20 protein-coding genes are annotated in these 23228 nt (G+C 73.2%); 13 read left to right on the forward strand and 7 right to left on the reverse strand.

Features of this window, described 5'->3' with window-relative positions:
* Positions 1-119: 119 nt before the first annotated feature.
* From FHS34_RS31495 to FHS34_RS31510, 4 genes are all read left to right on the forward strand, one after another.
* On the forward strand, positions 120-1553 hold the full coding sequence (locus FHS34_RS31495; RefSeq protein WP_184971757.1) for an MbnB/TglH/ChrH family RiPP precursor modification enzyme: 1434 nt from the start codon (positions 120-122) through the stop codon (positions 1551-1553).
* Positions 1554-1750: 197 nt separating this feature from the next.
* The gene (locus FHS34_RS31500; protein ID WP_184971759.1) at positions 1751-2500 is read left to right on the forward strand and encodes a DUF4142 domain-containing protein; all 750 of its coding nucleotides are present in this window, start codon (positions 1751-1753) and stop codon (positions 2498-2500) included.
* Positions 2501-2638: 138 nt separating this feature from the next.
* Positions 2639-3418, forward strand: coding sequence for a TIGR04222 domain-containing membrane protein (locus FHS34_RS31505; RefSeq protein WP_184971761.1), 780 nt, complete (start codon positions 2639-2641; stop codon positions 3416-3418).
* Positions 3419-3570: 152 nt separating this feature from the next.
* The gene (locus FHS34_RS31510; RefSeq protein WP_184971763.1) at positions 3571-5220 is read left to right on the forward strand and encodes an alpha/beta hydrolase; all 1650 of its coding nucleotides are present in this window, start codon (positions 3571-3573) and stop codon (positions 5218-5220) included.
* Between the two features lie 173 nt (positions 5221-5393).
* Here the strand turns inward: FHS34_RS31510 and hemQ are convergent, their stop codons facing one another.
* Both hemQ and hemG read right to left on the reverse strand, forming a co-directional pair.
* The gene (gene hemQ / locus FHS34_RS31515; protein ID WP_184971765.1) at positions 5394-6125 is read right to left on the reverse strand and encodes a hydrogen peroxide-dependent heme synthase; all 732 of its coding nucleotides are present in this window, start codon (positions 6123-6125) and stop codon (positions 5394-5396) included.
* Positions 6126-6130: 5 nt separating this feature from the next.
* Positions 6131-7585 (reverse strand): protoporphyrinogen oxidase, encoded by a 1455-nt coding sequence (gene hemG, locus FHS34_RS31520; RefSeq protein WP_184971767.1) that lies wholly within the window; start codon positions 7583-7585, stop codon positions 6131-6133.
* Between the two features lie 158 nt (positions 7586-7743).
* Here hemG and FHS34_RS31525 point away from each other — a divergent pair, with 158 nt between their 5' ends.
* Both FHS34_RS31525 and FHS34_RS31530 read left to right on the forward strand, forming a co-directional pair.
* A complete protein-coding gene (locus FHS34_RS31525) occupies positions 7744-8766 on the forward strand; it encodes a DUF4349 domain-containing protein (protein ID WP_184971770.1) in 1023 nt (340 codons plus the stop codon).
* A gap of 27 nt (positions 8767-8793) precedes the next feature.
* Entirely contained in the window at positions 8794-10200 is a 1407-nt protein-coding gene (locus tag FHS34_RS31530) for an FAD-dependent oxidoreductase (RefSeq protein ID WP_184971772.1), read from the forward strand.
* Positions 10201-10386: 186 nt separating this feature from the next.
* Here the strand turns inward: FHS34_RS31530 and FHS34_RS31535 are convergent, their stop codons facing one another.
* Positions 10387-10674: a hypothetical protein gene (locus tag FHS34_RS31535; RefSeq protein WP_225817677.1), complete on the reverse strand. Its 288-nt coding sequence runs from the start codon at positions 10672-10674 to the stop codon at positions 10387-10389.
* A 92-nt stretch (positions 10675-10766) separates the two neighbouring features.
* Here FHS34_RS31535 and FHS34_RS31540 point away from each other — a divergent pair, with 92 nt between their 5' ends.
* Positions 10767-11591 carry a rhomboid family intramembrane serine protease gene (locus FHS34_RS31540; protein ID WP_184971774.1) on the forward strand — a complete coding sequence of 275 codons (825 nt, stop codon included), beginning with the start codon at positions 10767-10769 and terminating at the stop codon, positions 11589-11591.
* A gap of 1 nt (position 11592) precedes the next feature.
* On the opposite strand, the gene hemE is transcribed toward FHS34_RS31540, so the two are convergent.
* A complete protein-coding gene (gene hemE / locus FHS34_RS31545; RefSeq protein WP_184971776.1) occupies positions 11593-12651 on the reverse strand; it encodes a uroporphyrinogen decarboxylase in 1059 nt (352 codons plus the stop codon).
* A gap of 409 nt (positions 12652-13060) precedes the next feature.
* On the opposite strand from hemE, the gene FHS34_RS31550 reads away from it, so the two are divergent.
* The 3 genes from FHS34_RS31550 (at position 13061) to FHS34_RS31560 (ending at position 16100) form a co-directional block, all read left to right on the forward strand.
* Complete coding sequence (locus FHS34_RS31550) at positions 13061-13738, forward strand: DUF3000 domain-containing protein (RefSeq protein ID WP_184971778.1); 678 nt, start codon at positions 13061-13063, stop codon at positions 13736-13738.
* 259 nt (positions 13739-13997) lie between these two features.
* Positions 13998-14657 (forward strand): response regulator transcription factor, encoded by a 660-nt coding sequence (locus FHS34_RS31555; protein ID WP_037655387.1) that lies wholly within the window; start codon positions 13998-14000, stop codon positions 14655-14657.
* Between the two features lie 147 nt (positions 14658-14804).
* Positions 14805-16100, forward strand: a complete 1296-nt coding sequence (locus FHS34_RS31560; protein ID WP_184971780.1) for a ribonuclease D — start codon at positions 14805-14807, stop codon at positions 16098-16100.
* Between the two features lie 386 nt (positions 16101-16486).
* Here FHS34_RS31560 and FHS34_RS31565 read toward each other — a convergent pair whose 3' ends face one another.
* The 3 genes from FHS34_RS31565 to FHS34_RS31575 form a co-directional block, all read right to left on the reverse strand.
* On the reverse strand, positions 16487-17659 hold the full coding sequence (locus FHS34_RS31565) for an MAB_1171c family putative transporter (RefSeq protein ID WP_184971782.1): 1173 nt from the start codon (positions 17657-17659) through the stop codon (positions 16487-16489).
* Positions 17652-18119, reverse strand: coding sequence for a M78 family metallopeptidase domain-containing protein (locus FHS34_RS31570; protein WP_184971784.1), 468 nt, complete (start codon positions 18117-18119; stop codon positions 17652-17654). Before FHS34_RS31570 ends, FHS34_RS31565 begins: the two co-directional genes overlap by 8 nt.
* 104 nt (positions 18120-18223) lie before the next feature.
* Positions 18224-18739, reverse strand: coding sequence for a helix-turn-helix domain-containing protein (locus FHS34_RS31575; RefSeq protein WP_225817676.1), 516 nt, complete (start codon positions 18737-18739; stop codon positions 18224-18226).
* 1238 nt (positions 18740-19977) lie between these two features.
* Between FHS34_RS31575 and FHS34_RS31580 the strand changes: the two genes are divergently transcribed.
* The 3 genes from FHS34_RS31580 to FHS34_RS31590 all read left to right on the forward strand — a co-directional run bounded on the left by FHS34_RS31580 (position 19978) and on the right by FHS34_RS31590 (position 23225).
* Positions 19978-20799, forward strand: a complete 822-nt coding sequence (locus FHS34_RS31580) for a phytanoyl-CoA dioxygenase family protein (protein ID WP_184971786.1) — start codon at positions 19978-19980, stop codon at positions 20797-20799.
* A complete protein-coding gene (locus FHS34_RS31585) occupies positions 20796-21911 on the forward strand; it encodes a zinc-binding dehydrogenase (RefSeq protein ID WP_184971788.1) in 1116 nt (371 codons plus the stop codon). Before FHS34_RS31580 ends, FHS34_RS31585 begins: the two co-directional genes overlap by 4 nt.
* 63 nt (positions 21912-21974) lie before the next feature.
* Positions 21975-23225: a cytochrome P450 family protein gene (locus FHS34_RS31590; protein WP_184971790.1), complete on the forward strand. Its 1251-nt coding sequence runs from the start codon at positions 21975-21977 to the stop codon at positions 23223-23225.
* The last annotated feature ends 3 nt before the right edge of the window (positions 23226-23228 follow it).

Here is a 23228-nt window from a genome sequence, read left to right on the forward strand (position 1 = left end):
CACGGGAGCGAACCTCAAATGTTGCTCTGAACGCGGTGGGGAGGGGGTTCGATGCCGTCCGCCGGGGCCATACCCCCGTCACTCGACGCACGAGCACAGGCCGAGGAGGGGGACGCGCCATGCGGCGACTGGGGACGGGGATCGGCTGGCGGCCGGAGATCGCGGACGCCGTGGAGCGCATGCCGGGCATCGACTGGGTGGAGGTCGTGGCGGAGAACGTCTGCCCCGGTCACGTCCCGGAGTCGCTGCTGCGGCTGCGCGAGCGCGGGGTGACGGTGATCCCGCACGGCGTCTCCCTCGGCCTCGGCGGCGCGGACCACCCCGACGAGGGTCGGCTGACGGCGCTCGCCGAGCGGGCTCAGGCCCTCGGCTCCCCGCTGGTCACCGAGCACATCGCCTACGTCCGGGCGGGCGGCGCGCTCACCGCCTCCCCGCGTCTGGAGGCCGGCCATCTGCTGCCCGTGCCGCGCACCCGGGACGCGCTGGACGTGCTGTGCGAGAACGTCCGGATCGCCCAGCAGTCGCTGCCGGTGCCGCTGGCCCTGGAGAACATCGCCGCGCTGTTCTCCTGGCCGGGCGAGGAGCTGACCGAGGGGCAGTTCCTGTCCGAGCTGGTCGAGCGGACCGGTGTGCGCCTGCTGATCGACGTCGCCAACCTGCACACCAATCACGTCAACCGGGGCGAGGACCCGGCGGAGGCGCTGGCCGGGCTGCCCGTGGAGGCGATCGCCTACGTCCATGTCGCGGGCGGCTTCGAGCGCGACGGCGTCTGGCACGACAGCCACGCGCACCCCGTGCCGCTCCCGGTGCTCGACATCCTGACCGGCCTCGCCGCCCGGGTGGCCCCGCCCGGCGTCCTCCTGGAACGGGACGAGAACTTCCCCGAACCCATTGTACTGGAGGCGGAGTTGAACGCCATCCGCGGGGCCGTGGCGGCGGGCCGCTCACGCGCGCCGCAAGACGGGGGAGAGGACCGGTCGGCCCTGGCAGGCATCCCGGCAGTCCCGTCGACGACGGGCACGGCGCCGGCGGACGTCACGGGGGCCGGGGGCGCGCAGGCCGCCGGCGCGAGGGCGACGAGCGCGGAGGCCGTCGGACCGGATGCCGGGGGCGTCGGCGTTCTGGTGCGGCCGGTGGCCGCCGTGCGGGAGCGGCTCGGCGTGGCGCAGGCCGCCGTGCTGTCGTCCCTGGTGGCGGGGACGCCGGTGCCGGAGGGGTTCGACCGGGTGCGGATGGGGGTGCAGGCGCGGGCGCTCGCGGCGAAGCGGGCGGGCGTGGTGGCGAAGGTGGCGCCCGAGCTGCCGGAGATCCTGGGGGCGGGGTACCGGGAGGAGTTCCTGGAGTACGCCCGGCACCGGCCGATGACCGACGGATACCGCCGGGACGCCCTGGACTTCGCCGGGCATCTGCTGAAGCTGGGGCGGCCGGGGGACGCGGGCGCGCGACGGCGCCTGCGGGACTGGTGGCTGGACCGCGCGGGCCCGGCTCCACGGAGGCGCGAACGAGGCCGCACGGGCAGAATGCTCCAAACGCTCCGACGAACCCACCCCTGACAACACCCCCAGCCGAAGCGCCCCGAAGGGGCACGGGGAACTACGCGACCGGCCACGACGCACCCGCACCGGACCACCCACCCCACACCGACGCCGCCGAGAACACCCACCGTCGGCGAAACCCCCTTCGCGGCCCCAGTAATATGCCAACCCCGCACCCACCCCAAGCACCCCCGGCGTGCGGTGCAGGAGGCACCATGCGACCGCGTTCCCCCATCCACGGCCGAGGCATAGTCAGCGGCACCGGCCTCATCGTCACCGCCCTCGCGGCGACGGTCGTCGCCCTGCTCGTCCCGCTGTGGTCCTACGCCGACCGGCAGGACCCGGCGAGCGCGACCCTGCTGAGCACACGGACGGTGACGACACCGTACGGCCCGCTGTCCGAGCAGGACCGGGACTTCGTCACCAAGGTCCGGCTGGCCGGACTGTGGGAGCTGCCCGCCGGAGAGCTGGCGCTGCGGAAGGGAACGGCGCCGGCCGTCCGCACGGCCGGCCGGCACCTCGTCGACGGCCACACCTCCCTGGACGCACACGTGCGGACCGTCGCCACCCAGCTCGGCGTGGCCCTGCCCAACGAGCCGAACGAGCAGCAGAAGCAGTGGCTCGCCACCCTGACCTCGGCCGAGGGCCAGGACTTCGACCGCCAGTTCGCCGGCCTCCTCCGGCTGGCGCACGGCCGGGTGTTCTCCCTCGTCGCCCAGGTCCGGGCCGGCACGCAGAACTCCCTGGTCCGCGATCTCGCCGACGACGCCAACGCGACCGTCCTGGACCACATCAAGGTCCTGGAGGCGACGGGGTACGTCGACTTCCGCACGCTGGCGCAGGACCTCGCGGCCTCCGCCTCCCCGGTGCCGACCCCGCCGGCGGTCGATCCGAGTGCCGTCGTGCCGGTCACCCCGCCGCCGGACGACACCTCCTCCCTGCCGCCGGCGACGAGCGGCCCCTGAGCGCCCCCCGACCGCCTCTGACGGTCCCTCACGACCCCTGACCAGCACAGGAAACGGAACGTCACATACCGGCAACACTCCGTCCGGATCGTGAACAGGGCATGGCGTTCGCCCAGGCCTCTGGCATACAAACACGTCATGTTCTGGGTCCTTCTCCTGCTCCTGGCCTGGGCTTTCGCCGGTACGGCCTGCACTCGCCTGTGTCTGGCGGCCGTTCGCGCGGCAGCCGTGGACGCGCATGACGCGCCGACGGGCCGGGAGCGTGATCTGACGCTGTACGAGGCGGCCTTCCTCTCCGGCGGCCCCGCGCGGGTCGCCGACGTCACCCTGGTCTCCATGGCACGGCAGCGACGGCTGCTGCTCGCGCACACCGGCTGGGCCACGGTCGTGGACCCGCGGGGGCGCGACGAGATGGAGCGGTCCGTCATAGGGGCCATAGGACCCGAGGGACAGTCGCGGATAGCGCCGGTACGGGCACGGGCGGCCGGCACGGAGGCCGTGCGCCGGCTGGCCGACGGGCTGGTGCGCGCGGGGCTCGCGGTGCCCGAGGGCGCGGAGACGACGGTGGGGTCCGCCGTCCGCCAGGTGCGGGCCTCCGTGCCGGCCGTGGTGGTGCTGGGCGTCACCGCCCTGCTGCTGCCCGTCCAGACCGGGACACCGCGCCTGCTGGTGGGCCTGTGGTTCGCCCTGCCCCTCGTACTGACGCTGAGCTGCCTGGCCATCGCCCGGTTCGAGGTGCATCCGTACTCGCGCTGGGCCTCCCCCGCCGGACAGCGGCTGCTGAGCGCGCTGGCCGGGAAGCCGGCCGGTGACGAGAGGTCGTTCCTCACCTCCGTCGCCGTGCGCGGCATCCGCGCGATCGGCGAGCCGGAGCTGCGCGCGGCCTTCACCCACCGCGACCAGCCCTGGCGGGAGTGACGGCGGCGGCTTCGGGCGGCGCATAGGGGGCAATGGCGCCGACACCGGCCGGGTGGTGCTTGCCTTCCCCCACAGCCGTACGAAATATCCCTTTTATTGGCGCCGGGCCGTGGCAGCCGTGCCATCGCCGCCGCGCACCGAAGGGATACGCGATGAAAGCTGCCGCCCTCTACGCGGCCGCCGGGTCCTTGCTCCTGACCACCCTGGCGGCGGCCCCGGCGGGCGGCGCGCCCGGCACCCCGGGCGCCCCCGGTACGGCCGAGCTGCACGGCACCGCCAAGGCCGTGGCCCGTGCCCGGGCGGCCGGCATCGACTTCGGCCGGTGTACCGCCGCCGACCTGCCGCAGGCGCCGGCCGGGACACGGTGCGGCACGGTGTCCGTCCCGCTGGACTACGCGCACCCCGACGGCAAGCGGATCAAGCTGACGGTGAGCCGCATCCCGGCCACCCACAAGGACCCGCACAACAGCAAGCGGAAGGTTCCCCGGCAGGGCGCCCTGGTCTACAACCCGGGCGGCCCCGGCGCCTCCGGGATGTACTTCCCGCTGATCGGCACGGTCCGGGAGTGGAAGCGGATCGCGGCCGCCTACGACCTGGTCGGCTACGCCCCGCGCGGGGTGGGCCGCTCGGCCCCGCTCTCCTGCGAGGACCCGAAACAGTTCTTCAAGGGGCCCTCCGCGTCACCCGCGCACCCCTCGGAGTCCTACAAGCGGCAGCGCGTCGCCCAGGCGAAGGCGTACGCGCGCGGCTGCGCCCAGCGGGCCGGCGGCGCACTCCGGTTCTACAACTCGCTCAACAACGCCCGGGACCTGGACGTCCTGCGGGCCGCGCTGGGCGAGAACCGGCTGACCTTCATGGGGGCGTCGTACGGTACCTATCTCGGCGCGCTGTACGCGGCGATGTTCCCCTCGCACGTGCGGCGGATGGTGCTGGACTCGGCGGTGAACCCGGACCCGCAGAAGATCTGGTACCGCAGCAACCTGGACCAGTCGGCGGCGTTCGAGGAACGCTGGGCGGACTTCCGCGACTGGATCGCCCGGCACGACGACGTGTACCGGCTCGGTGCCACACCCGCGAAGGTGCAGCGCGGCTACGACACCGCGCGCGAGCGGCTGGCCGCGAAGGCGGCGGGCGGGAAGGTCGGTCCCGGCCAGCTGCAGAACGCGTTCCTGACGGCCGGCTACTACGACGACTTCTGGCCGAGCCGGGCCGCGGCCCTCTCGGCCTACCTGCACGGCGACCCGGGACCGCTGGTCCGGCTGGCCGCGCCGAGCCCGGAGACGGCCGCCGAGGCGGAGAACGGCAAAGCGGTGTACACGGCGGTGGAGTGCAACGACGCGCCCTGGCCGACGGACTGGAGGGTGTGGGACCGCGACAACACGCGCCTCGCCCGGGTGGCGCCCTTCGAGACCTGGGACAACGCGTGGCTGAACCTGCCGTGCGCCTACTGGCCGGCGCCCCGGCAGCAGCCGCTGGACGTGCGGACCGGGCCGGGTGAGCTGCCGCCGGTGATGGTCCTGGCGGCCGAGCGGGATGCCGCGGCGCCGTACCAGGGCGCCCTGGAGATGACCCGGCGGCTGGCCGGCTCGGTGCTGGTGACGGAGCGGGACGCGGGCACGCACGGCATCGGCGGCGGCCCCAACGCCTGCGTCAACGGGCATCTGGAGGCGTATCTGCTGACGGGCCGCCTCCCGGCGCGGCACGCGTCCTGCGCGCCGCGCCCGGAACCGGTCGCCTCCGGCGGTCCGGCCGGCAAAGGGGTCCGGCGGGAGGCGTTGAAGGGCAAGGGCAGGGTGCGCTAGGACAACGCCGGCGCCAGCGCCGGGCCGGCGGTGCCGGGCGGCCCACCAGGGTGCCGCCCGGGGGGCGTCGGCGGCCGCGGGGGCGTCGTGGCCCGTCGCGCGGTTCCCCGCGCACCTTCGGGGGCGCCCCCGCCGGAGGTGCCCCGCCGGAGGTGCGCCCCTTCGGGGGGGGGTTACGCCAGGCCCGCCACCAGGTCGGCGACGCTCTTGCGGCGGCCCGTGAAGAACGGGACCTCCTCGCGGACGTGCATCCGGGCCTCGGAGGCACGCAGATGGCGCATGAGGTCGACGATGCGGTACAGCTCGTCGGCCTCGAAGGCCAGGACCCACTCGTAGTCGCCGAGCGAGAACGAGGCGACCGTGTTGGCGCGCACGTCCGGGTAGCCGCGGGCCATCTTGCCGTGGTCGGCGAGCATGCGCCGGCGGTCCTCGTCGGGCAGCAGGTACCAGTCGTAGGAGCGCACGAACGGGTAGACGCTCACGTAGTTCCGCGGCGTCTCGTCGGCGAGGAACGCCGGGATGTGCGAGCGGTTGAACTCGGCGGGGCGGTGCAGCGCCATGTTCGACCAGACCGGCTCCAGGTGGCGGCCCAGCCTGGTCCGGCGGAAGAGGTTGTACGCCTCCTGGAGCTGGTCGCTGGTCTCGGCGTGCCACCAGATCATCAGATCCGCGTCGGCGCGCAGGCCCGAGATGTCGTAGGTGCCGCGGACCGTCACGTCCTTGGCGGCGAGCTGGTCGAACAGCTCCTGGACCTCGTCGGCGTATCCCGCGCGGTCCTCCGGCAGCGCGTCCTTCAGCTTGAACACCGACCAGAGGGTGTAGCGGATGACCTCGTTGAGGTCCTTGGCCAGCTTGCCCTTGTTCGGGATCCTGCCGGACTCGGTGATGGGGGCGTCGTCACTCATGGTCCCTATTCTCCCGCTCCGCCGTGCAGGCTCTGCACCGGGTTGGCCGTCAGCTCCTCGACCCCCGACCGGTCGCCGGCCAGCTGGTCCACCGCCGCGTACGCGCTCGCGATGCACGCCGGGATGCCGACGCCGTCGTACTGCGCGCCGCACACCGCGAGCCCCGGGAGCTTCGCGACCTGCTCCCGCACGCGTGCCACGCGCGCGTGGTGCCCGACGGGGTACTGGGGCAGGCCGTCGGTCCAGCGGGTCACACGGGTCTCCAGCGGCACGGCGTCCAGGCCCGTGGCCTCCCGCAGGTCGTGCCGGGACACCTCCACCAGGTCGGCGTCGTCGCGGCCGAGCACCTCCGTCTCGCCGTGGCGGCCCACGGACGTGCGCAGCACGACCACGTCCGGGTCCTCGTCGGCGATCCAGCCCCACTTCCGGGAGGCGAAGGTGGAGGCCTTGATGGTCCGGCCGTCGACGGGCGGCACCAGGAAGCCGCTGCCCTCGGGCAGGTCCAGGCCGGCGCGCCGGTAGGCGAGGGTGATCAGGGCCATCGAGGCGTACTCGACGGCGGACAGCTCGGCGGCGGCCCCCGGGGACTCGGCGCGCAGCAGCCCGGCGGCGGCCGGCGCGGGTACGGCGACGATCACGGCGTCGGCGTGCAGCACCCGCTCACCCGCGGTGACCCGCCAGCCGCCGGCCGCCTCCCGGCGCAGTGCACGGGCGGGCGTTCCGGTCAGGATCTCGCCGCCCCGGGCGCGCACCGACCCGGCGACGGCGAGCGGCAGCCGGCCGACTCCGCCCGCGATACCCATGAAGACCGGGCCCGTCTGCCCGCTCGCCGCGGCCCTGGCCTGGATCTCCCGGACGCCCTCGGTGAGGGAGGCGTGGGCACGGGCGGCCTGGAAGAGCCCCGGGACGGCCGAGCGCATCGAGATGCGGTACGCGTCGCCCGCGTACACACCGCCGAGCAGGGGTTCGACCAGCCGGTCGACCACCTCGCGGCCGAGCCGGGCCGCCACGTACTCCCCCACGGCGACGTCGTCGCCGACCTCGGTGCGGGGCAGGCCGGCGTCGCGCTCGATGCGTGCCAGGCCCTCGTCGGACAGGACACCCGAGAGCGCGGCGGCGGTGCCGGGCACACCCATCACATGGCCCTTGGGCATGGGCCGCAGGGCGCCCCGGGTCCAGATCGAGGCGGTGGCGGTGGCCGGCGGCTGAAGCTGCTCGGCCAGTCCCGCCTCGCGCGCGAGGGCGACCGCCTCGGGGCGGCGGGCGAGCATGGACTCGGCGCCCAGGTCGACCCGCACACCGGCGATCTCGCCGGGCAGCAGCTTGCCGCCGACCCGGTCGCCGGCCTCCAGCACGGTCACGCGCGCGCCCCGCGCCAGCAGCCGGTGCGCGGCGGCCAGCCCCGCGATGCCGGCCCCGATGACGACGACGTGCCCGAGGCCCTTGCCCGTTGTGCTCATGTCCCCACTCTCTCAGACCCCGCCGACACCCCCTCCGGGACCCGGTGTCCGGGACGAGTCCGGACCGTGACCGCATCGGGACCGGCCACGCCCAACGTTCCCGCAGGGCCCGGCGTCGAAGGACCGACACAGCCCACAGCCCTCGGGGGGTACCGCCCATGCGCACACCACGCTCCGCCCTCGCCGTCCGCTCCGCCCGGCCCGTCGGGGCCCTGGCCGGGGTCCTGCTCGCCGCGTCCCTCGCGCTCGCCGGGTGCGGCGGCGGCGACTCGGGGGGCGATTCCGCGAAGTCCGCCTCGGACGCGGGCGCCCCGGCGGCCGGTGTCCCCGGCGGGGCGGCGGAACGCGGAAAGGCCACGCGCGCGACGCCCGCGCTCACCCCGGACGCGATCATCCGCACCGCGTCCCTCACCGTCGAGGTCGGGGACGTGCCCAAGGCCCTGCGGACCGCCCGGACGACCGCCGAGGACGCGGGCGGCTACGTCGGCGACGAGACCACGAGCCGGGACACCGACGGCCACGAACACACCAGGGTCGTGCTGCGGGTGCCCACCGAGAGGTACGACGAGGTCCTCACCGGCCTGCAGGGCACGGGCCGGCTGGTCGACCGCACGGCCAAGGCGGTCGACGTCACCGACCAGGTGGTGGACGTGGACAGCCGCGTCAGGTCGCAGCGGGCCAGCGTGGACCGGATCCGCGCGCTGATGGGGAAGGCGGCGAAGCTCAGCGACGTCGTCGCGCTGGAGGGCGAGCTGAGCACCCGTCAGGCCGACCTGGAGGCGCTGCTGGCCCGTCAGGCGTCGCTGAAGGACCGCACGAGTCTGGCCACCGTCACCCTGACGCTGTCCGAGACCCCGGTGCGGCAGGCGGACGACTCGCCCGGCTTCACGGACGCCCTGGCGGGCGGCTGGCACGTGTTCGTCTCGGTGCTGCGCTGGATCGCCCTCGCGCTCGGCGCGGCCCTGCCGTTCGCGGCCCTCGCCACGCTGCTGACGGTGCTGTGGCGGCGGGTCGTACGCCCCCGGCTGCCGCGCCGCGCGGAGGCCGCGCCCGCGACGACCGCGCTCGGCCCGCTGCCGTCGGCCCGGCCGGCGCCGGACTCCGCGGCGGAGGCGGAGGCGGTGGCCGGGGAGCACCGGCAGGGGGAACGAGCGGGGAACCGGGAGGGGGACCGGGACTGAAATGCCCGCGCCCCGTAGCGTGTTCCCATGGGCATGAGCGGTGGACGGGGCAACGGCGGCAGGGAACGGCTGGTCGTGATCGGGGGTGACGCCGCGGGCATGTCCGCGGCGTCGCAGGCCCGGCGGCTGCGGGACCCCGGGGAGTTGGAGATCGTGGCCTTCGAGCGCGGCCACTTCAGCTCCTTCTCGGCGTGCGGCATCCCGTACTGGGTGGGGGGCGAGGTCCCGGAGCGGGACCGGCTGATCGCCCGCACGCCCGAGGAGCACCGCGCGCGGGACATCGACCTGCGGATGCGCACGGAGGTCACGGAGATCGACGTGGCCGGGCAGCGGGTACGCGCGCGTGACGTCGATTCCGGCGCCGAGTCCTGGACGCCGTACGACAAGCTCGTCATCGCCACCGGCGCCCGCCCGGTCCGTCCGGACCTGCCCGGCGCGGACGCCCCCGGTGTGCACGGTGTGCAGACGCTCGACGACGGCCAGGCCCTGCTGGACACCCTGGCGCGCACGCGTGGCCGCAGGGCGGTGGTCGTGGGCGCCGGCTACATCGGTGTCGAGATGGCCGAGGCGCTGATCAACCGGGGCTTCGAGGTGACGGTCGTCAACCGCGGCGAGGAGCCCATGTCGACGCTGGACCCGGACATGGGCCGGCTGGTGCACCGGGCCATGGAGGGCCTCGGCATCACCATGGTGAACGACGCCGAGGTCACCAAGCTCCTCACCGGTCAGGACGGCCGGGTGCGGGCGGTGGCCACGGAGGACGCCGAGTACCCCGCCGACGTGGTGATCCTCGGCATCGGCGTCCGCCCGGAGACCGCGCTCGCCCGGGCGGCCGGCCTGCCGCTCGGCGCCCACGGCGGTCTGCTCACCGACCTCGCGATGCGGGTGCGCGGCCACGAGAACATCTGGGCGGGCGGCGACTGTGTGGAGGTGCTGAACCTGGTCTCCGGGCAGGAGCAGTACGTTCCGCTCGGCACCCACGCCAACAAGCACGGCCAGGTCATCGGCACCAACGCCGGCGGTGGCTACGCCACCTTCCCCGGTGTCGTCGGCACGGCGGTGAGCAAGGTCTGTGACCTGGAGATCGCCCGCACCGGCCTGCGGGAGAAGGACGCCCGCCGGGTGGGCCTGCGGTTCGAGGCGGTCACCATCGAGTCGACCAGCCGCGCCGGCTACTACCCGGGCGCCGCCCCCATGACGGTCAAGATGCTCGCCGAGACCCGCACGGGGCGGCTGCTCGGCGTGCAGATCGTCGGCAGGGAGGGGGCGGGCAAGCGGGTCGACATCGCGGCCGTGGCGCTGACCGCGCGGATGACGGTGGAGCAGATGACGGCCCTGGACCTGGGATACGCCCCTCCGTTCTCACCGGTGTGGGACCCGGTCCTGGTGGCGGCCCGGAAGGCGACGGCGCGAGTGCGCCACGAGACCCCCTGACCGTCACCGGGACGGCTCGCTCCCCGGCGACGGGGCGGTGCCGGCACGCGGCCCGGTCGGACGGGCACGGTCGGACGGGCGCGGCCGGGCCGGCGGGACCCGCCCCGGGCGGCGGCCGCGCCCCGCGCCAGGGCTAGGGGTTTCGTTTGGATCAGCCCGGGTCCGACCTGATCCAAACGAAACCCCCTAGGCCGTCCCGCTGATCCGGGGCAGGGAAGTCACGCCCGCCCCGGAGGAGACGGCGGCCGGCTGCTCCCCCGAGGGCTTCGCGTGGGAGGCGGACGGACGGGTCGAGCGCAGGCGGTAACTCACCGCCTCGTCCAGCGTCACCGGCCGCTGCATCTGGGAGGCCAGCCGCCCGGCCTCCTGGCCGAGCCGCGCGAGGTCCTCCCAGGGGAGCCGTACCACCAAGGACAGCTCGGCCTCGCCGTCGGGCAGAGCGTGCATCGCCGGAACCTGGGGAGCGTTCGTCATCGCCTGATCCTCACGTCGGTTGAGGAGAGATACGCGCGCCCGCCCCGAGGCGTTCACCGATTCGCCCGCCGCATCGCGGGCACTACTTCTGTGTGGTCATCCCCGTCCATGACGTGAACCCGGCGCGCCGCACGCCCTGGGTGACGTACGCGCTCATCGCCGCCAACGTCCTGGTGTTCCTCACGACGCCCGGCACGGCCGGCACCGTGACCGGCGGCGGCGACCTGGTGCAGCTGTGCCGGCTGCACGCCTTCATGGACCACTACGCGGCAGTCCCCCAGGAGCTGATCCACCATCAGCTGCCCCGGCTGGTCCCGACCGGCGACGTGGGCCTCGGCCCGCACGGCCCGGGCTGCGTGGTGGGGCCGCCGGCCTACGACAAGTCGCCCGTGCTGTCGGTCTTCACTGCGATGTTCCTGCACGGCGGCTGGCTGCACCTGCTGGGCAACATGCTCTTCCTGCTGATCTTCGGCAACAACGTCGAGGACCGGATGGGCCACATCCGCTACTTCTTCTTCTACCTCGTCTGCGGCTACGCGGCGGGCTACGGCTTCGCGCTGCTCAACGCCGACTCCGCCGACCCGCTGATCGGGGCGTCCGGCGCCATCGCCGGGGTCCTCGGCGCCTACATCGTGCTGTGGCCGAAGGCCAGGGTGTGGGTCCTGGTGCCGTTCCTGGTCTTCCTGCCGCTGCGGCTGCCCGCGTGGCTGGTGCTGGGCTTCTGGTTCGCGCTGCAGGCGGTGTACTCGTCCGGGCACGGGGTGTCCGGCGGGGGCACGGTGGCGTACGCGGCGCACGTCGTCGGCTTCGTGGTGGGCATGCTGCTGGCCTGGCCGCTCAAGCCCGGCACGCCTCCCCCGCCGGAGCCGCCCGGCCTGCTGTTCGGCAGACGGGCACGGCCCCACTACTCCTGGTGAGTCAGCGCGCGGTGGCGGTGTGGACGTACTCCACGAGCCGGGTCAGCGCGTCCGGGTCGGTGTTCGGCATGACGCCGTGGCCGAGGTTGAAGACGTGGCCCTCCAGCCCGGCGGCGGCGTCGAGCACCTCGCGGGCCTTGGCCGCGACGGTGTCCTTGTCGGTGAACAGGACGGTCGGGTCCAGGTTGCCCTGGAGCGCCTTGCCGGGCCCGACGCGGCGCTGGGCCTCGTCCAGCGGGACGCGCCAGTCGACGCCGACGACGTCCGCGCCGGCCTCGCCCATGAGCTTCAGCAGCTCACCGGTACCGACGCCGAAGTGGATGCGCGGGACGCCGTAGCCGGCGACGGCGTCGAAGACCTTCGCCGAGGCCGGCATGACCGACGTCCGGTAGTCCGCCGGGGCCAGGGCGCCCGCCCAGGAGTCGAAGAGCTGCACGGCGCTCGCGCCGGCCTCGATCTGCACCTTCAGGAAGGCGGAGGTGATGTCGGCGAGACGGTCCAGCAGGTCGGACCACAGCTCGGGGTCGCCGTACATCATCGCCTTGGCGTTCTCGTACGTACGCGAGGGACCGCCCTCGACCAGGTAGCTCGCGAGGGTGAAAGGCGCTCCAGCGAAACCGATCAGCGGGGTGGCGCCCAGTTCGCCGGTGAGCATGCCGATGGCCTCGGTGACGTACGGCACGTCCTCGGGGCCGAGGTCGCGCAGCCGGGCCAGGTCGGCGCGGGTGCGCACGGGCTCCGCGACGACGGGGCCGACGCCGGGCTTGATGTCGAGGTCGATGCCGATGGCCTTCAGCGGGACGACGATGTCGCTGAAGAAGATCGCCGCGTCCACGTCGTGCCGGCGCACCGGCTGCAGCGTGATCTCGGTGACCAGCTCGGGCCGCATGCAGGACTCCAGCATGGGGATCCCCTCGCGCACCTTGCGGTACTCGGGCAGGGAGCGGCCGGCCTGGCGCATGAACCACACGGGCGTGTGGGGCACCGGTTCACGCCTGCACGCCTTGAGGAAGGCGCTGTCGTACGTCGCTGTCGGCTGCGTGGTGTCTTTGGCGGTCACGAGGCAAGTTTCGCATGCCGCCGGAACGGGACCTGCGCGGTGTGTACGGAGGGGGGGCCACCGCTTCGGACACCCGCCGGCACGGTGCCGGCCGGCCCGCCGGTGGCCGGTTCGCCCGTCGGCATGGGCGGGCGGCGGTGCCGGTTCCCCGTGGGCGTGGGCGGGCGGCGGGGAGCGTTCGCGTCCGTGGGCGAGGGCGCGGGCGTGTGTGAGAGCACGTCCGCGGGCGCGGGAGTGCGTGAGGGCACGCGCGCGGGCGCGGACGCGGGCGCCCCGGGGCCGTGCGCCGCCGGGCGGGTATGCGGTGACCCGGGCGGCACGGCCGCCCGCCGCCGCGCGCGTCAGCCGGGTGCGGAGTAGCGGGTGTCTTGCCCTGCACGAAGGCCCGGTTCCCCTTACTCTTCCCCGCATGGCTGCGGCTCACGGACGAATGTCGGACAGCGCTGATGGAATGGGCGACGTGAAGGACACCGAGGATGCGGACCGGCACTCCGGCACGTCGGGGCCGCCGGCCTTCCGGGCCGCGGTGGAAGCCCTGCGCAGCAGCCGGCTGCGGCCGCAGGTCGAGGTGGAGCCGACGCCCGCCCCGCAACGGCTCGCCCCCTACGCGTACGCGCTGGAGGCGGTGGTGGTCGACGGCGAGCAGGAGCTGGCCGACGGGCGGCTGGTGCTGCTGCACGACCCGGCCGGGCACGAGGCCTGGCAGGGCACGTTCCGGCTGGTGACGCTGGTGCGGGCGGAGCTGGAGGCGGAGATGGCGGCCGATCCGCTGCTGCCCGAGGTGTGCTGGTCGTGGCTGACCGGGGCGCTGCAGGCGCGCGGGCTGACCTACGGCGAGCCGAGCGGCACGATCACGCGGGCCGGTTCGCACTACTTCGGCGGACTGGCGGAGCGGCCGGCCGCCTCGCAGATCGAGATCCGGGCGTCGTGGACGCCCCGCGAGGGCCTGGGCGGGGCGCCGGACACCTCCGCCCACCTGCTCGCCTGGTGCGATCTGCTGGCCCAGGTCGGGGGTCTGCCGCCGGCCGGCCCGGGGGACGCCTCGGTGGTGACGCTGCCGCAGCGCAGGGGCCCGCAGTCCCGCTGAGCGGCCGCCGCGAAACGCGCTGTTGACCATCTCTTTGTCGATACGGCCACTTTCCGTACTCGAATCGCACTCGCTCGAACCGACTCGATCTTCGGATGATCGATCGCGTGTCCGAATTGCACAGATTGTTACTCACTAGATCGTGATCATTCTCTAAAGGCGGACGAGTTTGCTGCCGAAGACGACTGTGACCTTGAAAGCACCGTTCGTCCCGGCTACCTCCCCACAAGCCGGCCCCGTCCCCCACCCAGGAGGCCTGGTGTCCGTTCTCCTAGAGCAACCCGCAAGCCTGGTCGCCTACCGCCCGAACAAGCCGACCGCCATGGTGGTCGTGGCCGACCCGCGCGTCCGCTCCACCGTCACCCGCCACCTCTGGGCGCTCGGTGTGCGCGATGTCATCGAAGCCTCGTCCATCGCGGAGGCTCGTCCCCGCATCGGCAACCCGCGCGACATCTGTGTCGCCGACGTCCACCTCCCCGACGGCTCCGGCCTCACCCTGCTGTCCGAGACCCGCGCCGCGGGCTGGCCCAACGGGCTGGCGCTCTCCGCCGCCGACGACATCGGCGCGGTCCGCAACGCGCTGGCCGGCGGGGTCAAGGGCTACGTCGTCACCGGCACCCGCACCAACATCGGGCTCCCCGCCCGGCCCGGCGCGGCTCCCCTCGGCGGCGCCGCCCGCATGCACCGCCGCCCCCCGGGTGCCCCGAGCCACCCGGGCGGCTACCGGGAGCTGTCCGGACGCGAGGTCGAGGTGCTGCGGCTGGTCGCGGAGGGCCAGTCGAACAAGGCGATCGGCGTCTCCATGGGCCTGTCGGCCCTCACCGTGAAGAGCCACCTCGCCCGCATCGCCCGCAAGCTCGGCACGGGTGACCGGGCGGGCATGGTGGCCGTGGCCCTGCGCACCGGGATCATCCACTGAGCCCACCGGATACCCCCTTCGGCGGAATCCGGTGTTCCCTCAGGTGAACCGGGCCCTGCCCCGAGCTGACCGGTTTACGCCCCTCCCGTGCCCGTCGACGGAACGTTCCGTCGACGGGCGCCGTCCGCACACCGATACCCTTGACGGGTGACCGACGCCCAAGAGACCACAGCAGACAGCTCCCTGCGCACCACCGGAGGCACTCCTCCGGACGACGCCGGATCTTCTGTGCTGGGGGCGCCGACTCCGTTGCTCGAACCCCGCGAGGGCATTCCGCCCGTGATCACCGACGAGGCGGCCCTCACGCGGATGATCGCCGCCTTCGCCGGGGGCTCCGGCCCGGTCGCCGTGGACGCCGAGCGCGCCTCCGGCTACCGCTACGGCCAGCGCGCCTATCTGGTGCAGCTGCGCCGCGACGGCGCCGGCAGCGCGCTGGTCGACCCCGTGGCCTGCCCCGACCTGTCCGGACTCGGCAGGGCGCTGACCGGCGTCGAGTGGGTGCTGCACGCGGCCACCCAGGACCTGCCCTGCCTGCGCGAGATAGGCATGGTCCCGACCCGCCTGTTCGACACCGAGCTGGCGGGCCGGCTCGCCGGTTTCCCCCGGGTCGGTCTCGGCGCCATGGTGGAGGGCGTCCTCGGCTACGTCCTGGAGAAGGGACACTCCGCCGTCGACTGGTCGACCCGGCCGCTGCCCGAGCCGTGGCTGCGGTACGCCGCGCTCGACGTCGAGCTCCTCATCGACCTGCGGAACGCCCTGGAGAAGGAGCTGGACCGGCAGGGCAAGCTGGAGTGGGCGCTGCAGGAGTTCGACGCGATCGCGACGGCGCCGCCGGCCGAACCGCGCAAGGACCCCTGGCGCCGCACGTCGGGGATGCACAAGGTGCGCCGGCGCCGGCAGCTCGCCGTGGTGCGGGAGCTGTGGCAGACGCGGGACCTGATCGCCCAGCGCCGGGACGTGTCGCCGGGGAAGGTGCTGAGCGACGCGGCCATCGTGGAGGCGGCGCTCGCCCTGCCGGGCAATGTGCACGCCCTCGCCGCGCTGAACGGGTTCGGGCACCGGACGGGCCGGCGTCAGCTGGACCAGTGGCAGGCCGCGGTGGACCGGGCCAAGGCGCTGCCGGACTCCGGGCTGCCGCAGCCGGGACAGCCCGTGACCGGGCCGCCGCCGCCGCGAGCGTGGGCCGACAAGGATCCGGCCGCCGCGGCGCGGCTGTCCGCCGCCCGGGCGGGGGTGTCGGCGCTCGCCGAGCGACTGAACATGCCGCAGGAGAACCTGGTGTCCCCGGACACCGTGCGGCGGATCTGCTGGGAGCCGCCGCAGGCCGCCGACACCGGGACCGTGGCAAGCGCGCTCGAGGGCTACGGCGCGCGTCCGTGGCAGGTCGAGCTGGTGACGCCGGTACTGCTCCAGGCCCTGACGGCAAAGAACGCGAGCGCCTGACCGAACGAGCGGCGCACGGGGGCCGGGGCCGGAGCACACGGGGGCCGGGGCCGGAACGGCCGGGGCGCACGGGGCTGGTGGCCGGAACGGCCGGGGCGCACGGGGCTGGTGGCCGGAACGGCCGGGGCGCACGGGGCTGGTGGCCGGAACGGCGCGAGGCACGGTGGCCGGGGAACGGTCAGGGCACACGGTCGCCGGGGCCGGAACGGTCGGAGCGCACGGGGGCCGGTGACCGGAGCGGTCGGGACGACTGGACAGGCCGGCCACGGGCAACGGCCCGGTGCCCTGACCGAGCAGGTGCACCGGGTCGGTGACCGGAACGGTCAGGGCGGCCGGAAGGGCCGGTCACGGGGCCGCGCGCCCGATGCCCTGACCCGGGCCGGTGCTCATGGGCATGAGGTCGGCAGAGCGGGCTCCAGGGGCTGCGGCGACGGGGACTCGGCGAAGGCGCGGGCCAGTTTGCGCTGGAACACCAGCTCGGCCGCCAGATCCTGCGGCTGGGCGATGCGCGGGGTGCTCGTGAGCGCCTCGGGTCTGCGGTCTCGGGCCTTGGCCTGCAGCGCGTCCTTGAGCTGGGCGGCCTCGACGACGGCCGCCAGGTCGTCGTCGGCCAGTCCCGCGGCCGTGGCGCGTCGCCTGGCCGCGTCCGCCACCGCCGGGTCCATCCAGGTGCGCAGCGCCCACTGGGCGTCGCGGATCTCCACCAGCCGCCGGTACAGCCGGGTGCGCAGGTCCGCCCCGTCGTCCAGGGCGAGAACCGGTTCGGGCACCTGAGCGGTCACGGCTCGGTGCAGCGGGGCCAGTTCCCGGTGGGTGCGGCGGAGTTCGAACCATTCCCGGACGGCGCCGAGGTAGCGCCCCCAGTCCGGCAGGGTCCAGCCGACCGTCTTCAGTACCGTGCCCGCGATCGCGAGCTGGGCTATCGGCTCCCAGGGGTGGCCCGTGGTCCCGAACTGGCCGGCGACGATGTCCGCCACGCGACAGCCGGTGTAGATCATGCCGAAGGGCAGGGACGCCGCGACCAGCCACAGCCCGCGCCGGAGCCACGGGGTGGGCGCGATCTTCGCGTAGCGCCAGCCCATGACACCGATGTCGATCTGGTTCGCGGCATAGCCGAGCAGGTAGAGGGCGATGTAGGCGGGGTAGTACTTCGCCCTGGTCAGAGCGAAGTCGCCGGGGTTCTCGCCCGCACTGGTGGCGGTGAAGAACAGCGCCACCATGCCGACGAGGACCGTGGCGAGCGCGGCCAGCCGCGGGACGGCCTTGCGCCAGGCGACGTCTCTCGTGTGGGACAGGTGCAGCAGAACCAGTTGCTGGCACGCGGCGGACAGGATGACCGTGCTCTGGGACAGCAGGCCCGAGAAGTTGACGATCCCCACGGCGCGGCTGATCGCGATCCAGACAGCCGGGGTCGAGACGGTGAAGGTGACGAACAGGAAGAAGAAGTTGCCCACCAGGCCGAGTTGTGTCGGTGAGCGATCGGTGCGTATGACCCGCAGCTTGAAGACCAGTGCGAGCAGGGAGACCAGCGCGCAGGCGGGGTAGAGGATGCTATTCATCGTTCCTTCGCTGGGACGGGCTTTCCAACGCCGCGAGACGGGCGGCGAGTTCGCGCGCTTCGGGAGGAACGTCCCATGTGCGTTCCGCGGTCCAGATTCCGACCTGGCGCCCTATCAGGGAGCCGACGAGTTCCGCTTCGGCCTCGGCCTCCGAATGCGAGTGCTCACGGCCGAGGACCCGTCGCACCATGCCCGGGTCGAGCGAGGGAACCAGGAGCTGGGTGGCTTCGGGGGTCATCACCGAGGCCGCTCCGTGACCACAGATCAGATGGCCGAGCTCGTGAAGGATGACCTGATGCTGGTGAACGGGGGCCAGACGCTGCTCGAAGACTATGTAGTTCTCGCCGTCGGCGGCCACCCATAATCCGTCGGGGCTGCCGAGGGGCAGCGGTAACGGAACGAGGTGGATGGGCTGTCCGTAGAGCTCGGCGAGATGCTCGACGAGTGTGTCGACCGTCACTTGGCCGTGTGTCGGCAAAGAGAGGTCGCGTACCAGGTTCTCGCAGCGTCGCCGAAGGCTTTCCGCTCGCCGCCGGCCGGGCCCCCGCCACCATTTCACCGTTTTCACGATTTCTGCGCGTCGCTGGATGTCTGCTCGCCCGGAGGGGAGGAAATACCCTTCAAGGTGTCACTCGCGGCTTTCGCGGAGCGCAGGATCCCTATGACCAGTTCCGACAGTTCGGACAAGGACGCGGCGGACGGCTCCGCGGCGGAAGCGGTCCGCAGGGCCACGCCTTGCACGGCGCGTTGTCTGAGTTCTCTGACGGTTTCGAACTCCGCGTTGACCTGTGCAAAGACTTCCTCGTCGAGGAAGTAGGCCCAGCGCTGGATGCCGAGGCTGTGCGCGACCTTGACCAGGGTCTCGAGGGTCAGGTTCATCCCGTCCTCGGACTCGGCCGACGCCAGGGTCCGCTTGGAGACTCCGGTGCGCTCGGCCAGCGCCGCCAGGGTGAACGGGCCTTCCGGATGATGCTGCCGGACATGCCGGAGGCGTGCGGCTATCGCGGTCTTCGCCGCGCGCATCTGCTCGTCCAGAGAGCTGACCGTCGCCTCGTCACCCGCACCCCGCTGACGCGTCACAGTTGTCCCCCTCAATGCCGCGTGGTTCACCACGGTACTGCATGACGCCCTGCGCGGGTCGGGGGGGCCGGAGGGGTCCGAGGGGGTGCCGACGGCGGGGTGGCCTGGGACGTTTCCGCAGCTCGCCCGTGGTGGAGCCGTCCGGCGGAGAGGGGACCGGAGGCCCGGTCGCCGGCCACGGGGAGCGGACCGGGCGCACGGGGGCCGGGGACCGGAAGGGGCCGCCTCCGCCCGGCGACGGGACCGGGGGCCGGGGCGGGTTCCGTGGGGGCGGGCCCGCGAAAGGGCGACGGAGGCGATCGGGCCCCGGCGGGAGGGCGGTGCGTGCCCGGTGGGGTCCGGCCGGAAACAGACGTACCAGGAGGGCCGGCTCCGCTTCCGGTTGGTGACGCGGAACACAGTCTTCGGCTCCCCCGGGGCGTGCGGGAACACGGGCGGGCGGCGACGCGATCCGGCCGTGCGGTCCGGTCGCCGGGGGCGCCCCCGCCACCGGGGCGGTCGGCCTCATAGGCGTGTGCACGCGGCAACACGGCACCGCTGGTGCAATTCTCTGCACCAAAGATGATGACGGTTGCAATGGATCGCACCACCGGCCTATTCTCCTCACGAGATCTTGAAGGAGGCGGGGCCATGCGAAGAGCTCCTGCTGTAACAAGAGTTGCGGCGTCGCGGAGAGTTTGAGCCACTCAGGCCTGGACTCTGCCAACCGTCGCGTGCCGCCTGACCGGCGTGCGGGTGCAGTGCTGCACCGATTTGACAGAGCGTCTCGTGAACCGCGTCCCGCACACCGCCGGGATGCGAGTTCCGTGGCGCACGGGGGAAAGACGAGTGCCGTGGATCAGCAACGCCGGCACTCGCCGCAGATCTGAGGGGATTTTCTCGTTCAAGGCATGACACGGGCGACGGTGTCACCGTCACAGCGCTGACGCGTCGCCCCCTCTGAAGTCGCCGAACGCCGAATACGCGGCGCCTGCACGCGCCCGTTGACAGAAAAGCGTGGAGTTTCCGGGTTGTCGTCGGACATGTGCCGACGGTGGCCGCCGATTTCACTTCCATGACGGATGGCGCCGGTTGGCGATCCGCGAAGCCGTGCGCGGATGTCGCCGCATTCCGGCGTAGGTCCGCCCTGCCCGTCGGCAGGAGCGTCCGGACCGCACCCGGGTTCGACGGAGAACCAAGGTCCTGGACACCGGTCGACGACGGACACGGGCGCCGGGTTTCGTATCGAGGAGAGTTTCTTGAAGCTGTCGGAAGAAATGCTGGCCCAGTACGACCGCGATGGGTTCATCGCCGCACCAGGCGTCTTCTCGCAGGCCGAGCTGGCATCCATCAAGACCGCGCTCGCCGAGGACGTGACGGTCAAGGGACCGCACCTGATCACGGAGGACGACGGGGAGACGATGCGAGCCGTCTACGCCTCGCACACCCGGCACCCGCTCTTCCGCGACCTCGTCACGTCCGAGCGGCTCCTGGGGCCGGCCGTCCAACTGGTCGGCCGGGACCTCTACGTGCACCAGTTCAAGATCAACACGAAGCGCCCCTTCGGCGGCGAGTCGTGGGCCTGGCACCAGGACTATCCCGTGTGGCGTGACGCCGACCGGATGCCGGAGGCGCGTGCCGTGAACGTGGCCGTCTTCCTGGACGACGTCAGCGAGTTCAACGGACCGGTGGTCTTCCTGCGCGGATCGCACCGGCTCGGTTCGGGAACGAGCCGGCGCCGGCAGGGCGGTGAGACGGCGGAGCACATCGACCCGCGCGACTACACGCTCTCCGGCGACGACCTCTCCCGGCTCGCCGGGGTGCACGAGATGACCAGCCCGAAGGGGGCGGCCGGAACCGTCGTCTTCTTCCACCCGGAGATCGTGCACGGTTCGGCGCCCAACATCTCGCCGTACCCCCGCGACCTGCTGATCACGACGTACAACTCCTCGTCCAACGCCCCTCGTCCGCCGGGCGAGCCGCGCCCCGAGTACCTCGTGGGCCGGGACACCACGCCGCTGGTGCCGCACGCGAGGCTGCTGGAGACCATGGCCGCCACCACGACGGGAGCGGGTGCGTGACGTCCGGTCGGCTCGCCGCCGCGGCGGTACTGGAGGAGTTCGGGAAGCCGGTCACGATCCGCGACCTGCCCGTGCCCGAACCGGAGCAGGGCGAGATCCTCGTCGACGTCACCTACGGCGGTATCTGCGGGACCGATCTGCATCTGCAGCAGGGGCACCTGCCGATTCCCACCCCGCTGACCCTCGGTCACGAGGGCCTCGGCACCGTGCGCACCCTCGGGTCCGGCGCGGTCCGCGACGCGCTCGGGACCGAACTGCGGCCCGGTGACACGGTGATGTGGGCCTCGTCCATCGCCTGTGGCCGGTGCGTGCCCTGCCGGCAGCACCGCGAGCCCACCTTGTGCGAGGCGCGCCGGACCTACGGCGTCAACCGGCCGCTCACCGAGGGCTCCGGACTCGCGGGCGCCTGGGCCGAGGCGATCCTCCTCCATCCCGGGGCGGTCGTCGTCAAGCTCGGCGAGGGCGTCGACGAACTGGCCGCCATGTCGCTGGCCTGCGCGGGTCCGACCCTGGTGCACGCCCTGTACGAGCGGCGCCCCGTGCGGGTCGGGGAAACCGTGATCGTCCAGGGCAGCGGGCCGGTCGGCCTGGCGGCCGCGGCCCTGGCCCAGCTGGCGGGCGCGGAGAAGGTCATCCTGATCGGCGGCCCGCGCCCGCGGCTGGACCTGGCCGCGAAGTGCGGCATCGGCGACCACCACATCGACATCGTGACCGGCGCGGACCCGGAGCGGGCCCTCGACGAGGCCCGCGCGCTGACCCCCTCGGGCGCCGGCGCGGACCTCGTCATCGAGTGCGCGGGCGTTCCCGCGGCGGTCGCCCAGGGCCTGACGCTGGCCCGGCGGGGCGGCTCGTACCTCGTCGTGGGCCAGTACACCGACAGCGGCGACACCCTGCTCAACCCCCACCAGATCGTCCACCGGCAACTCGACATCCGCGGCTCCTGGGCCTTCAGCGGTGCCCACCTCGTCGAGTACGTGCGGCTGCTTCCCGCCCTGTGCGGCCGGTTCGACCTGCGGAGCCTGGTGGTCCCCTTCCCGCTGGCGGACGTCCGGGAAGCCATGGAGGCCGTCGCGGACGGCACGGTCGTCAAGGCCGTCCTCCAGACGTCCTGAGGCCCTTCCCCGCCACCGACCGCCCGCCACGTGCGCGCCCGCGCACGGCCCGAGGAGCGAGACATGCACGGCACTCCATCCGCGGACACCGAACTCTTCGGTGACGCCTACATGCAGGACCCGTACAGCGTGTACGCCCGGCTGCGCGCGGCCGGACCGGCACACCGGGCGACGACCCCCAACGGCCTCCCCGTCTGGGTCGTCACGGACTACGACGAGGTCCGCGCGGCCCTCACCGACGAGCGTCTGTCCAAGGACGCGGACCGCATGAGGGCCCTCGCGGAACGCAAGCTGGCCTCCGTGAAGGGCCCCTCGTCGGCGCCGGAGACGCTGGCGGCCAACATGCTCAACTCCGATCCACCGGACCACACCCGGCTCCGCAAGCTGGTGGTCAAGGCGTTCACCACCCGTCGTGTCGAACAGCTGCGGTCACGCATCGCCGGTATCGCCGACGAACTGCTCGACGGGCTGGAGACGCTCGGGAAGGACGGCGAACCCGTCGACCTCGTCGACGACTTCACCTTCCCCCTGCCGATCGCGGTCATCTGCGAGCTGCTCGGCATTCCCCTCGCGGAGCGCGAGACCTTCCGCGAGTGGTCCAAGGCCCTGGTCGGCTCCGGCCCCCCGGAAGCCGCCCGGCACGCGTCCATGGCCATGGGCGGCTACCTCATGCAGGTCATCGCGGCCAAGCGCGCGCAGCCGGCGGACGACCTGCTGTCCGACCTCATCCAGGTCAGCGACGACGGCGACCGGCTGGACCGGCTGGAAGTCGTCTCCATGGTGATGCTGCTGCTGGTCGCCGGCCACGAGACCACGGTCAACCTCATCGGCAACGGGATCCTCGCCCTGCTCCGCCACGACGACCAGCGGGCGGCGCTGCGCGCGGACCCGGGCCTGGCCCGTGGCGCGGTCGAGGAGCTGCTGCGCTACGACGGACCGGCTCCGATGGCCACGATGCGGTTCACCACCGCTGCGCTGGAGATCGGGAACGTCTCCGTACCGGCCGGGGAAATCGTCTTCCTCGGGCTGGCCGCGGCCAACCGCGACGGGCGGAGGTTCGACCGTCCCGACGAACTCGACATCACCCGGCCGGTCGGCGGACACCTCGGCTTCGGCTTCGGAATCCACCACTGCGTCGGCGCCCCGCTGGCCCGGCTCGAAGCGGAAATCGCCATCGGGAAGTTCTTGGAGCGCTTCCCCGAGGCTCGGCTCGCGGTCGAGCCGGACGCACTGAAATGGCGTTCCAGTGTGATCATGCGCGGCCTGGAGAAGCTGCCGGTCTTCTGCGCCGCACCGGACAACCCCACGACATGAGGA

The sequence above is a fragment of the Streptomyces echinatus genome (genome assembly GCF_014203595.1).
In the GTDB taxonomy this organism is placed as follows: Bacteria; Actinomycetota; Actinomycetes; order Streptomycetales; family Streptomycetaceae; genus Streptomyces; species Streptomyces echinatus.

Bases quoted from the DNA above. Each gene is read 5' to 3' on its own strand.
- FHS34_RS31510 (WP_184971763.1), top strand. From the start codon at position 3,571: ATGAAAGCTGCCGCCCTCTACGCGGCCGCCGGGTCCTTGCTCCTGACC.
- FHS34_RS31525 (WP_184971770.1), top strand. From the start codon at position 7,744: ATGCGCACACCACGCTCCGCCCTCGCCGTCCGCTCCGCCCGGCCCGTC.
- FHS34_RS31505 (WP_184971761.1), top strand. From the start codon at position 2,639: ATGTTCTGGGTCCTTCTCCTGCTCCTGGCCTGGGCTTTCGCCGGTACG.
- FHS34_RS31590 (WP_184971790.1), top strand. From the start codon at position 21,975: ATGCACGGCACTCCATCCGCGGACACCGAACTCTTCGGTGACGCCTAC.
- FHS34_RS31500 (WP_184971759.1), top strand. From the start codon at position 1,751: ATGCGACCGCGTTCCCCCATCCACGGCCGAGGCATAGTCAGCGGCACC.
- FHS34_RS31535 (WP_225817677.1), bottom strand. From the start codon at position 10,674: ATGACGAACGCTCCCCAGGTTCCGGCGATGCACGCTCTGCCCGACGGC.
- FHS34_RS31565 (WP_184971782.1), bottom strand. From the start codon at position 17,659: ATGAATAGCATCCTCTACCCCGCCTGCGCGCTGGTCTCCCTGCTCGCA.
- hemQ (WP_184971765.1), bottom strand. From the start codon at position 6,125: ATGAGTGACGACGCCCCCATCACCGAGTCCGGCAGGATCCCGAACAAG.
- FHS34_RS31550 (WP_184971778.1), top strand. From the start codon at position 13,061: ATGGCTGCGGCTCACGGACGAATGTCGGACAGCGCTGATGGAATGGGC.
- hemG (WP_184971767.1), bottom strand. From the start codon at position 7,585: ATGAGCACAACGGGCAAGGGCCTCGGGCACGTCGTCGTCATCGGGGCC.
- FHS34_RS31530 (WP_184971772.1), top strand. From the start codon at position 8,794: ATGGGCATGAGCGGTGGACGGGGCAACGGCGGCAGGGAACGGCTGGTC.
- FHS34_RS31495 (WP_184971757.1), top strand. From the start codon at position 120: ATGCGGCGACTGGGGACGGGGATCGGCTGGCGGCCGGAGATCGCGGAC.